At 71.6% G+C, this 11,730-nt stretch carries 9 protein-coding genes and 1 pseudogene; 6 read left to right on the top strand and 4 right to left on the bottom strand.

The window, feature by feature from the left end:
* Nucleotide 1: 1 nt before the first annotated feature.
* Entirely contained in the window at nt 2-1,522 is a 1,521-nt protein-coding gene (locus tag ACIA1L_RS24610) for a diguanylate cyclase domain-containing protein (RefSeq protein ID WP_396075247.1), read from the bottom strand.
* Nucleotides 1,523-1,640: 118 nt separating this feature from the next.
* Between ACIA1L_RS24610 and ACIA1L_RS24605 the strand changes: the two genes are divergently transcribed.
* Complete coding sequence (locus ACIA1L_RS24605) at nt 1,641-3,008, top strand: UDP-glucose dehydrogenase family protein (RefSeq protein WP_396075246.1); 1,368 nt, start codon at nt 1,641-1,643, stop codon at nt 3,006-3,008.
* On the opposite strand, the gene ACIA1L_RS24600 is transcribed toward ACIA1L_RS24605, so the two are convergent.
* Both ACIA1L_RS24600 and ACIA1L_RS24595 read right to left on the bottom strand, forming a co-directional pair.
* Nucleotides 2,984-3,748 (bottom strand): copper homeostasis protein CutC, encoded by a 765-nt coding sequence (locus ACIA1L_RS24600; protein ID WP_396075245.1) that lies wholly within the window; start codon nt 3,746-3,748, stop codon nt 2,984-2,986. The two genes, ACIA1L_RS24605 and ACIA1L_RS24600, sit on opposite strands and share 25 nt — an antisense overlap.
* Nucleotides 3,749-3,817: 69 nt before the next feature.
* A pseudogene (locus ACIA1L_RS24595) lies at nt 3,818-5,143 on the bottom strand (glycoside hydrolase family 6 protein); the annotation flags it as partial.
* 204 nt (nt 5,144-5,347) lie between these two features.
* Here ACIA1L_RS24595 and ACIA1L_RS24590 point away from each other — a divergent pair.
* Complete coding sequence (locus ACIA1L_RS24590; RefSeq protein WP_396075244.1) at nt 5,348-5,827, top strand: GNAT family N-acetyltransferase; 480 nt, start codon at nt 5,348-5,350, stop codon at nt 5,825-5,827.
* 17 nt (nt 5,828-5,844) lie between these two features.
* Nucleotides 5,845-6,606, top strand: a complete 762-nt coding sequence (locus tag ACIA1L_RS24585; protein WP_396075242.1) for an arginase family protein — start codon at nt 5,845-5,847, stop codon at nt 6,604-6,606.
* A 60-nt stretch (nt 6,607-6,666) separates the two neighbouring features.
* On the opposite strand, the gene ACIA1L_RS24580 is transcribed toward ACIA1L_RS24585, so the two are convergent.
* A complete protein-coding gene (locus tag ACIA1L_RS24580) occupies nt 6,667-7,431 on the bottom strand; it encodes a hypothetical protein (RefSeq protein WP_396075241.1) in 765 nt (254 codons plus the stop codon).
* Between the two features lie 407 nt (nt 7,432-7,838).
* Between ACIA1L_RS24580 and ACIA1L_RS24575 the strand changes: the two genes are divergently transcribed.
* From ACIA1L_RS24575 to ACIA1L_RS24565, 3 genes are read left to right on the top strand one after another with little or no spacing between them, the layout of a single operon-like run.
* Entirely contained in the window at nt 7,839-9,662 is a 1,824-nt protein-coding gene (locus ACIA1L_RS24575; RefSeq protein WP_396075240.1) for a translation initiation factor III, read from the top strand.
* Nucleotides 9,663-9,708: 46 nt separating this feature from the next.
* Nucleotides 9,709-11,181 carry an NADH-ubiquinone oxidoreductase-F iron-sulfur binding region domain-containing protein gene (locus tag ACIA1L_RS24570; protein WP_396075239.1) on the top strand — a complete coding sequence of 491 codons (1,473 nt, stop codon included), beginning with the start codon at nt 9,709-9,711 and terminating at the stop codon, nt 11,179-11,181.
* Complete coding sequence (locus ACIA1L_RS24565; RefSeq protein WP_396075238.1) at nt 11,178-11,729, top strand: TlpA family protein disulfide reductase; 552 nt, start codon at nt 11,178-11,180, stop codon at nt 11,727-11,729. The genes ACIA1L_RS24570 and ACIA1L_RS24565 overlap by 4 nt, the downstream gene beginning before the upstream one ends.
* Nucleotide 11,730 lies beyond the last annotated feature (1 nt).

Raw genomic sequence — 11,730 nt, 5'->3', positions numbered from 1 at the left:
CTCAGCCGGCGGAGGAACGCACGCCACCGCCACCGCGCTTGGCGCGGTACATCGCGGCGTCGGCGCCGCGCATCAGGGTCGTCATGTCGCCGGCGTCGGACGGGAACAGGGCGATGCCGATGCTGGCGCCGACGTGCACGTCGGTGCCCTCGATGTCGAAGGGCTCGCTGAGCCGGGCGTGGATCCGCCCGGCGATGGCGGCAGCCGAGTCGGCGTCCGGGTTGCGGGTCAGCAGGATGGCGAACTCGTCGCCGCCGAGCCGGGCCACCATGTCGTGGTCCCGCACGGCGGTCTGCAACCGTTGCCCGACCGCCTGCAGCAACGCGTCGCCGGCGTGGTGGCCGACCGTGTCGTTGACCCGCTTGAAGCCGTCCAGGTCGAGCAGCAGCAGCGCGAGTCGCCCGCCGCTCCCGGTAGCCACCTCGATCTCGTGCGCCGCGCGTTCCATCAGGTGCGAACGGTTCGGCAGCCCGGTCAACGCATCGTGGTACGCCTGCCGGGTCAGCTCGGCCACGTGTTGCTGCTCGGCCTGCCGCATCCGGGCGCCGTCGACGATCAGCGCGCCCTCCATCGCCACCTGACGGGCCAGGTTGTGGTCGCGACCGGACCAGTCGCGCACCGTGGTGTCGCCGCACAGCACGACGCCGACCGGGCCGGAGGCCGACATCAGCGGCATCGCGAGGAAGGACCGCAACTTCATGGTGTCCACGAAGCCGCCCGTGCTGATGTCGGTCTGATCGGTGTCCGAGACCAGGACCGGGCCGTTGATCTTCTGCATGAGGTGCCACACGGGTGAGTCGGCGGCGCGCCGGCCGACCAGCTTGCTCCGCAGCTCGTCACTCATGTCCTGGTCGATGCCGACACCGACGGCGTACCGGATCAGCCCGTCCGGGCCGACCAGGTGGACGGCCGCCCGCTCGGTGCGGAACGCGGCGCCGGTCGCCTTGGCGAGCAGCTGCCCGGCCGCCTCGACGGACGTCGCCGTGGCGCCCTCCTCGAACAGCTTCCGGATCGTGCTGGTGGCGTGCTCGGTGTACTGCCGGTGCACCTCGGCCGCCAGCACCTGCAACGTGGCGGCTACCTGCAGGGCAGTGCCCGCGGCCACGTCGGGACGGAGCTGGTCGAGGTCGGTGCCGGTCAGCACCAGGACGCCGACGGTCTGTCCGCCGATGCGCAGGCGGATCGCCGTACGGTCGTTCACCTGCACCGGGGGTGCTCCGGCCGAGACGCGGAACACCCGGCCCGCGACCCGCAGGTCGTCGGCGGCGGCGGGGCCGATGGTGGCGGCGGCGCGCAGGCTGCCGTCGTCGGGGTCGAGGGTGAAAACGGTGGCCGCGGTCATCCCGCACGGCTCGCTGAGCCGGCGGTCGACGAGCGCGAGAATATGGTCCAGCGAGGGAATGTCCCGCGTCATGACCTCGACGAGGTCGGCGAGCAGCTGGGACTGACCGTCGAGCGGGGGCAGCAACGTGCCGGTGGCGGTTACGCCACCGGTGCTGCGGATCGCGCTGCTGAGGGTCACGGATCCATGAATCGGCAGCGAGGGGACGCGCCTGAGCATCCCGCGATGACGTGGTGCGCGCCACGAAGCACTACCGTCTCCATCAGCCGGGGACCGCGAGCGAGAGGGAGTACTGACCATGAGGGTGTGCGTCGTCGGAACCGGGTACGTGGGGCTGACCACCGGCGTGAGCCTGGCCTTCCTCGGCCACGATGTCACCTGCGTCGACCTTGACCAGGCGAAGGTCGACCTGCTCGCTTCGGGGCGCTCACCGATCTACGAGCCGCACATGGATGCGCTGCTGGCCGACTCCGCCGAGCGGCTGACCTTCACCACCGACTACCGCGCCGCCGTGCCGGACGCCGAGGTCGTGTTCATTGCCGTGCAGACGCCGTCATTGCCAGACGGCAACCCTGACCTGCAATTTCTGCGCTCGGCGGCGGAGAGCGTGGGTGCGCACATCGGCGGCGACTTCACGGTCGTGGTGAACAAGTCGACCGTGCCGATCGGCAGCAGCAACTGGGTCGACTCCATCCTGCGGGAGTCCTTCGAGCGCACCCAGCAGCGGCGCAGCGACGGGGAGTTCTCCGTGGCGTCGAACCCGGAGTTCCTGCGCCAGGGCGCCGCCATCCAGGACACCCTGTACCCCGATCGGGTGGTCGTCGGCTCGGACAACCCCCGCAGCCTCGATGTGCTCAACCGCCTCTACCGCACCATCCTCAACCAAACGTTCACGCCGCCTACCTATCTGCCCCGGCCCGGAGACATCGGCGCGGTGCCGATGGTCTCCACCGACCTGGCGTCGGCCGAGCTGATCAAATACGCGGCCAACGCCTTCCTGGCCCTGAAGATCAGCTTCGCCAACGAGATCGGGCAGCTGGCCGGCCGGGTCGGTGCCGACATCACTCAGGTAACCCGGGGCATCGGGCTGGACACCCGGATCGGGCCGCGGTTCCTGCAACCGGGCATCGGCTGGGGCGGCTCCTGCTTCGGCAAGGACACCGCCGCGCTGATCGCGACCGGCGCCGAATACCACCACGAGATGCCGATCGTGGCGGCCGCCCGCGAGGTCAACCAGCTGCAGCGCCGCCTGGTCGTGGACCGGCTCCTGGACGAGCTGCGCATCCTCAAGGGCCGCCGGATCGGGCTGCTCGGCCTGGCCTTCAAGCCGCACACCGACGACCTGCGCGACGCCCCGGCCCTGGACATCGCCCGGATGCTGCTGGACCGCGGCGCCCGGATCCGGCTGCACGACCCGGTCGCCGCGGACCGGTTCCGTGCCGAGCAGCCCGACCTGGCCGAGTTCCTGGCGGCTGATGTGGCCGACGTGTTCGACGACAGCGACGCGGTGGTGCTGGTCACCGAATGGCCGCAGTACCTCGACCTTGAATGGGGCAAGCTGGCGGCGTTGATGCGGACGCCGGTGCTGCTGGACGGCCGGCATGTGCTGGACCCGGCGCGGCTCACCAGGTTCGGCTACCGCTACCTGTCGGCGACCGGCCGCTGAAGTCGCTCGGCCCACGCGCGGACCAGGCGTGCGTCGACCGGTGCGTCCCAGCAACCGCCGGGGCGCACCGCGCTGCCGGTGTGGAAAGCGTCGACGCCCGCGGCTAGCAGCGGCTCGAGATGCTCCGGGCGTAATCCGCCGCCGGCAAGGATCCGCGGCGCCTGGTCTGCGCCGCTGCCTGCCGTGGCTTGCGACCACCGGTTTGCCGCTGGCTGAAGGCTCTCGCCCGCCGCGTGCTGGGTGCTGGGGTCTGCCTCGGCGCACAGCGTGGACAGGCCCATGCCGACGCCCTCTGGGCTGCCCGCGGTGAGCACGTAGTCGAGGCCCGGCAGGCCGTCGAGGGCACGCCAGGCGGCGGCCCGGTCCCGCACATGGTCGATGGCCCGGTGGAACGTCCACCGGCAGCCGTCGAGCACCGCCAGCACACCCTCGACGGCGGGCCGGTCGACAGCGCCGTGCGGGTCGAGGAAGCCCAACACGAACTCCTCGGCGCCGGCATCGCGGAGGGCTGCCGCCGCGCGGACGACGGCATCGTCGCCGGCTGCGTAGCCGTCCTGGGCGCGCAGCATGACACGCACCGGAAGTCCCGCGGAGCGCACCGCGGTGAACGTACGGACGGCCGGGGTGAGGCCCTGCCGGTCCATGTCCGTGACGAGCTCGACCCGATCGGCGCCGCCCCGGCGGGCGGCCTCGGCGTCGGCGGCGGTCAGGGCGATGACTTCCAACAGCGGTGCCGGCACGGCGGCATCGTCGCACATCAACCTGAACGGGCGGTCCCGCTCGGCGCCGGACCGCCCGCCGGCGTTGCCTCACAGCGCCGGGTACGCGTTCGCCATCAGTTGCTGGAACTGGGCGGAGAACCAGTGGCCCGACAGCGGCGCCCCACTCAGCGCCCCGCTGGGGTTGTGCCCGTTGCGCTCGTTGCCCGGATAGGTGGGATCGCACATCCGGTCGAAGCCCTTGCCCTCATCGTTGGGGATCGCCGTGCTGGAGCCGTCCGATTCGCCCGGCGGCTTCACCCAGACGTAAGCGTCGACGTCCGGCGCGGGATGAGCGCGCGGCCGTTCACCGAGCCCGGCGCCGGCCTGGTTGCACCAGTTGCCGGCGTGGATCCGCCGGTCGACTCTGGACTGGTCGACGAAGGCGCTGACCTCGGTGGCGCCACTCGCCGCGGTGGGGCGTGCCGAGCCGCCCCACCCGTTGCGGGACGTGTCGATCAGCATGCCGATGCCGGGGTCGAAACCGATCGACACCAGCTTGCGGCGGAACGCCTGGGCAAACGACAGCTCATCGACGTAGGAGTTCCAGTCCACCCACCGCGACTGCCGCACACTCGTCCCGTTCACGGTCGTGCCGACGGTGAAGTACGGCTCGATCAGCGCCGAATAGTTCGCCGTGTTGGTGATGAAGCCGTGGACCGTACGCACGTCGCCGGACGCCCGGGCGGCTTCGAGCATGACGTCGGCGGACGGGCCGAAGTTGGAGTCCCAGCCGATCCAGCCGTGGTGGGCCGCATCGAGGTAGTTGTAGACATTGGCGATGGCGCCGAGCTTGCGCAGTGCGTAGCCGATGCCCTGCACGTAGCCGCCGTTCTGCTTCATGGTGGCGCAGGTGGGGACGTTCGTGTTGGTGACCAGGATGGGCAGTGAGTCGATCTCGACCACGTTGATGATGCGCAGGCTCGCGTAGGCGGGCTCGGCCTGGATCGCAGCGATCGGGTCGATGTATGCGCTCTGGTAGCGGGCCAGCTCGCCGGTGCCGAGCTCGCCGTTGGAGGCCAGCGCCGAGCAGTCCCGGCCGGGCAGGTTGTAGATCACGAACTGCACGTAGCCGGCGTTCTGGGCGAGGGCGGCGTCCAGGTGGTCCCGCAGGCCCATGCCGCCGTCGACGCCCTCGATCGCGGCGATGCGGTCCAGCCACACGGCGGTCGGGTGGTGCGCGACCCGGTTGCCGCCGGGCTCGGCCTCGGCCTTGGCCCGCCATTGTGGATTCACATAACCCCGACCTTCCGCGTACGGGTTGTCCACCCGGCCGACGAACGTGGGGGGAGTTGCCGCCGCGGCCGGTGGGGTGGCGACCGTGGCGGCAACTCCGGTGGTGAGCAGGGTGACGGCGGCGATCAGGAGGGGACGAGGTCTCACGAGTGGACGCTCCTGTCCTGCAGGGAATCGACAAGCATCACTTGCCGGGGGATGGTGCGAGCCTATGGGAGCGCTCCCAAGCGAGCAATATGGCTCTTGTGCGCCATTCGTACGCCTGGGGTAGCCTGGGGCGCGGACAGATCCGGGTAGGCTGCCGCGACGGCCCCGGCCCCTCCGCGGCCGAGAGGGGAGCCGGCGTTGACCGAGATCGGCCTGCGCGAGGTGCGCGACGAGGACCTGGACGCCATCTACGACCAGATGCGCGATCCCGAGGCGGTCCGGATGGCGGCATTCACCGCCGAGGACCCCGACGACCGGGTGGCCTTCGACGCGCACCTGGTCCGATTGCGGACGGCGCCGGACATCCACCTGCAGGCGATCACGGCCGACGGCGAACTGGCCGGGACCATCGCCAGCTTCGCGGTCGGCACCGACACCGAGATCACCTACTGGCTGGGCCGGGAATTTTGGGGCCGGGGCATCGCCACCGCTGCGGTCCGGAAGTTCCTCGCCACCGTGCCGGTTCGGCCGATCACCGCCCGCGCCGCCAGCGACAACCCCGGTTCGCTCGGCGTGCTGCGCAAGGCCGGCTTCCGGCCGGTCGGCAAGGAAGTCGCGTATGCGACCGCCCGCGGCCAGGAAATCGAAGAGACGGTATTACGCCTGGACGGCCCCTAGCGCCTTAGGATCGCCGGATGGTGATCGTCGTCCCCTACCACCAGGACGAGCGGCTGCCCGGCGACCTTCTGCCGGTGCCCGCCGCCGCGGCGACTCGGGTGATCGATCCGGAGCTGCCATCGGGCGACCTCTGGACCCGGCTTTCCGCTCTCGGAGAAGCAGTGGCGGGAGCGGTCGCCGCAGTGCCGTCCCCGGTGACGGTGGTGTCCGGCGACTGCCTCCTCGCCGTCGCCGTCCTGGCGGGAGCGCAGCGAGCCGCAGCGCAGCGAGCCGCAGCGCAGCCGGACCCGGCCCTGGTGTGGCTTGACGCTCACGGTGACGTCCACACGCGCGCAACATCGACTTCCGGCTATCCCGGTGGGCTCTCGCTGCGGCTCGCCCTGGGCGGCGACCCGGAGCTGGTAGCGGCGCGGCTCGGGTTGCGCCCGGTCCCGGAAGACCGCGTGTTGCTGGTCGGCGCCCGCGACCTCGACCCGGCCGAAGTGGCCTTCCTGGCCGCTAGTCGGATCCGCCGGACGACGGTCACCGGGCTGTCCGCCGGCGATGCCCCCGATGGGCCGCTGGTCCTGCACGTGGATCTGGATGTCGTCGACCCGGCGGAGCTGCCCGGCCTGCTCTTTCCTGCGCCAGGCGGGCCACCGGCGGCCGAGGTGGTGGCGGCGGTGCGTCGGTTGCGCGCGACAGGCCGGGTCGCAGTCCTGCACATCGCCTGCCCATGGCTGCGGGTGGCGGAGCCGGCCGGGCGGCGTGCGCTGCTCGAGGCGTTGCTCGCGGAATAAGTGGATGCCGGCGCCCCGCCCGGGTGGGCGGGACACCGGCATCCGGCCCCTCGTGAAGGTCTAGGAATACAGGTGCGCCGGCGTGGTGCCCGGCGGGGCCGATCGGTTGCGCATGCGCAGGCGCAGCAGCAAGGCGACACCGAGGAACACCAGGACCGCGCCGACGATCAGGCCGGGTCCGAGCAGGGACGGCGAGCCGCCTTCGGACGAGGCCGACACCCCGTTGATGGAGTCGTTCGTTTTCGTCGGGGCCGGGGCAGCCTCGTCCTCGGCGTCGTCTGATTCTTCCGGTTCGGGGCTGGCCGATTTGGTCGGCGTGGCCTCGGCCCGCTGACCCACCACCGGGGTTTCCCCCGCTGCCTCCTGCAACAGGGTGCCGCGGGCGGTGAACGCTTGCGGGGCGAAGACCAGCCGTCCGGTCGCCGCATCATCGTCGACGCTGACCCGATATGTCGCGGTCACCGTACTGCCCCGGCACAGCTGGCCCGGGTCCAGCTGCTGGTCGGTGATCCGGGTGGCGCCGGCGGTGCGTTGGACCTGGACCGGGAAGTCGCCGCCCTCCTCCACCCGTTCCACGTCGACCTCGTCCAGTCGGGGGCCGTCCGAGCGCAGGATCAGCGACCAGCGGACCTTCTGGCACCGGCCGCGCTCGCTCGACACCACGACGGTGAGCGTGCGACTTTCGGCACCGGCGCCGAGAGTGGCAGGAAGTTCGGTGATGCGTACCTCGAAGCCGGGTTCCACAGCAGTGGCCCGGCCGGGCAGGGCGAGGGGGGCCGCGGCGATGGCCAAGGCGGTCGCCGCCCAGACAGCGCGTAGCCGCACAGCAATCAACTCCTCACGGAACGTCGTCGAAGGACCCGCATCATGAGGTAGTTCGGACCAGCGGCGCGAAAGGTTCACCGCGCGCGCAGGATCACTGCCGCCGGTGTTTTCTCACCCACCGAAGCTCCGGCCCGATCATCGAGTTTGCGCAGGTCAACGGCATGACGACCACCGTGGGTAGCAGGGCCGTGCAAACTCGCCGGTAAAGAAGTTCCCGATCGTTCATCCGAAGCGGCCCGCCACACGTAGATGGGGGAGGGCAAGGACCGGCGACGACGCACCGTAAGGAAGGACAGCACCGTCACCGGACCGGCCCGACAGTAATAGCGCGGGGCATCCCCCACGGATGCCGGCGTCCAGCGCACGCCCACGACGGACGCCTTGACCGCTGCGGAGAACGAGGAGCTATGGCCCGGACGAAGACGAATGAACGATCCACCGGTCGTGTGGACGTCGAGATGGGTGCCACGGGTGGCCGGACACCACCCTCGAAACTCACCGTCGCCCTGTTCGGCACGTCGATCCTCGCGGCGATCTGGGCCGTGATGATGCTCATCCCCGCGGGACGCGTCGCCTACATCTACATCTTCTACTACCTCGAGTTCTACATGGGCGTCGTCGCGCTCGTGTCCCTCTCGATCACGATCATGATCGGGCTGGTCTCGACCGACCGGCTGGTGCTGTCCATCCGGCAGCGGCTGCTCCTGCAGTCGGCGCACCGGACGACCGGTGTCCTGGCGGTCTCCGCCCTGTTCGTGCACGTCTGGACCAAGTACGCCGAGCAGCACATCGGCCTCATCGACGTGTTCGTGCCCTTCCTCTACCAGGGCCTCAACTCCACGTACGTCGGATTCGGCACGCTCTCCGGCTGGCTCATGGTGCTGATGATGTGGACCGGCATCGCCCGAGCCCGGTTCATCGGCCGCGGCAAGCCGTGGATGTGGCGCGCCGTGCACAGTGTCTCCTACCTGCTGTGGCCGATCGCCCTGCTGCACGGCCTCAACGCCGGCCGGCCCGCCGCTGCCTGGGTCAACGTCAGCTACGTCGTCTGCGTGCTGGGCGTACTCATCGGGTTGGCGGTCCGGATCGCGGTCAGCCTCAACCGCCGCAAGGACTTCGCGTCGCAGGCCGGCACGGCCGGCGGCGGCCCGGGCGGGATGAAGCCGGTCGGCAAGCTGGCGCCCACGTCGCCGATCGCCAAGGGCCGGGGCCCTCGCAGCCGTCGCGAGGACCCGATGGTCTCCGACCGGGACAACGCCGTGGAGGCCTGGGTGCCCGCCGCACCGCGGCCCGCACCGGCTGCCGCCGCCGAGCCCGCTCCCCGTCCCGTCAGCCCCGCGGCGCCCGCCCCGGTCAGCTCCGTCCCCGCCGGGCCCACCCCGGCCGGTGCGGGTCCGATCGCCGAGCGTCGCCCGCGCCGCCGGGTCGACGAGGAGGAGCGCGCCCGCCGGCACCGCGACTACGACGACGCACCCACCCAGCGGTGGGAGTTCGAGGACGACATGCCGGCGCCGCGCTCCCGGTATGCCGACGACGCCCCCGCCCCGCGCCAGCGTCGCAGCGCCCCGGCGTTCGACGAGCCGACCCGGCCGATCTCGCGCCGGGCCCTGGACGAGGACGCCCGCCGCTACGACGACGAGGACGACCTGCCCGCCCCCCGCGGCCGCCGCCGGGTCGAGGACGACTACGACGAGGCTCCCCGTCGGAGTTCCCGCCGCTACGCCGAACCTGAGCAAGAGCCGGCCCCGCGCTCCCAGGGCCGTCGGTACACCGGCGAGGACGAGGAGATGCCGGTGCCGCGGGCCCGCCGCGCGCCGGAAGACGACCGGTACGACGAGGAACCGCCGCGGCGGCGGAGCCGGTACGACGAGGACGAGCCGGCCCGCCCGGCCGAGCGGCGAGCCGCCCGTTACGACGACGAGGACACCCCGCGGATCCGGCGTGACCGCGGTGTCGACGTCGATCGCGCGGACTCGGGGCGGCACAGCCGCAGCGAGTTCGTGGACCTGGGCGCCGAGGCGGCCGACGCCTACGACGACCCGAACTACCTGGAGGCCGACGAGACGCCGACGCTCGTCGACATGGCGCAGCGTCGCGCCCGCAAGGCGACACAGCAGGAACCGGTGCGTACCGGATCGGGCCGGGGGGCCCGTCGAGGATCTCGGGGACGCGCCACCGATGAGGCAGCTGACGACCGCTACTGGGCGCAGCTGCGAGGAGAGGCACAGTGACACACCTCAGGGGAACCAGCGTGGGTGACGTGAACGGAGCTGCGGCGTGAGCGGCGGCAAGGTGCCACCCGTCACCTCGATCGGCACGCCGCGGATCACGGCGGGCTTCGACGAGTACGGCCGACTCGACCTGGTCGCTCACCAGGAAGTGCACGGCGGGTTCGCGGCGCTGTCCAGCGGTGAGCTGATCGGGTTGGCCGACCGGATCGAGCTTCGTGGGCGCGGCGGGGCCGGCTTCCCGTTCGCCCGCAAAGTGCGCGCGGTGCTCGACTCGTGCCGCCGCCAGGATCTGCCACCGATCATCGTGGTGAACGCCACCGAGGGCGAGCCGCCCTCGTGGAAGGACAAGGCGGTCCTGACCCGGGCCCCGCACCTGATCCTCGACGGCGCCGCGCTGGCCGCGGCCGCGCTCGACGCCGAGGAGATCGTGATCGGGGTGGCCGACGACGGCATCGGCCAGGACTCGCTGGCCGCGGCGCTGGCCGAGCGTCGGATGCCGGTGCCCACCCGGATCGTCACCGTGCCGCACCGGTTCATCTCCGGCGAGGGCGGCGCCCTGGTCCGCGGCATCAACGGCGAGGCGCACATCCCGCCGGGCCGCAAGGTCCGCTCCAGCGACAACGGCGTGGCCGGGCTGCCCACCCTGCTCTCCAACGCCGAGACGTACTCGCAGCTCGCCATCGCGGCCCGGCTGGGTCCGTGGGAGTACAACTCGGTCGGCATCCCGGAGGAGCCGGGCACGGTTATGCTGACGGTCGGCGGCTCGTCGACCGCACCCGCCGTGGTCGAGGCACCGACCGGCACCCCGCTGATGGAGGTGCTGGAGATGTGCGGCGCCGACATCGGTCCCGGCCTGCTCGTCGGCGGCTACCACGGCAAGTGGATCACCGCCGAGGCCGCCAAGACCGTCACCATCTCGCGCAAGGGCTTCGCCAAGGTCGGCGGCACGCTGGGCGCCGGCATGCTGATCCCGATCGGCTCGCAGACCTGCCCGCTGGGCGAGGTCGCCCAGGTCGTGCAGTACCTGGCCGGCGAGTCCGCCGGCCAGTGCGGCCCGTGCCGGCTGGGCCTGCCCGACCTGGCCCGGGCGGTCACTCTGGTCGCGCTGGGCGGTAGCGCGCTGGAGAACGTGCGTCAGGCCGCCGGTGTGGTCAAGGGTCGGGGCGCGTGCAGCCACCCGGACGGCACCTCGCGCTTCGCCTTGTCGGCGCTCGAGGTTTTCGCCCGCGACGTCGAGCTGCACGCCAACGGTGAGGGCTGCGGCAAGCAGACCCGCGGCATCCTGCCGTTGCCGTACCACCAGCAGCAGGGTGCGCGGAAGCTGGCGCTGGACTGGTCGCGGTGCGACGGGCACGGGCTGTGCTCGGCGGTCGCGCCCGAGATCATCCGGCTGGACGCGAACGGCTTCCCGGCGTTTCCGCAGACCCCGCTGCCGCCGTGGCTGGAGAACGGCGCCCGCAAGGCGGTCAACGTGTGCCCGGCGCTCGCCCTTCGACTCACGGAGGCGGGCAAGAAGTGAAGGTCAGGGTTCTGCTCGCGACGGCCGCTGTGCTGGCAGCGGCCGGCTGCGGCACCACTGCCGCTCCGGCGGCTCCCGCTGCCGTCCCGGCCGCCGCTCCTGCAGCAGCGGCGGCCGGGGCGGAAGCGGAAGACACCCCGGTGGTGCCCGCCTCGCTCTCGTTCGCGGGCAAGACCCTCGACGGCAAGTCCTTCGATGCCGCGACGCTGGCGGGCAAGCCGACCATCCTGTGGTTCTGGGCACCCTGGTGCGCGACCTGCGCCAGCCAGGCCATGTCACTCGCTGATATCCAGCAGGAGTACGGCGACCGCCTCAACATCCTGGGCATCGCCGGCATGGGCGGCAACAAGGCGATGCACGAGTTCGTCAGCGACCTCGAGGTGGGCGCCGTGCCACACCTCGACGACGAGCCCGGCAAGCTGTGGAAGAAGTTCGGCATCACCCAGCAGAGCACGTACGTGATCATCGACCGGGCCGGGCGCACCGTCATCACCGGCTATCTCGACGACCTGCAGCTCACCTCGAGGGTCAAGGCACTGGTGGCCTGAG

The organism is Actinoplanes sp. NPDC051859, from assembly GCF_044452725.1.
GTDB lineage: Bacteria > Actinomycetota > Actinomycetes > Mycobacteriales > Micromonosporaceae > Actinoplanes.
This window is presented reverse-complemented; position numbering and strand designations above follow the sequence as displayed.

Bases quoted from the DNA above. Each gene is read 5' to 3' on its own strand.
- ACIA1L_RS24605 (WP_396075246.1), top strand. From the start codon at position 1,641: ATGAGGGTGTGCGTCGTCGGAACCGGGTACGTGGGGCTGACCACCGGC.
- ACIA1L_RS24585 (WP_396075242.1), top strand. From the start codon at position 5,845: ATGGTGATCGTCGTCCCCTACCACCAGGACGAGCGGCTGCCCGGCGAC.
- ACIA1L_RS24575 (WP_396075240.1), top strand. From the start codon at position 7,839: ATGGCCCGGACGAAGACGAATGAACGATCCACCGGTCGTGTGGACGTC.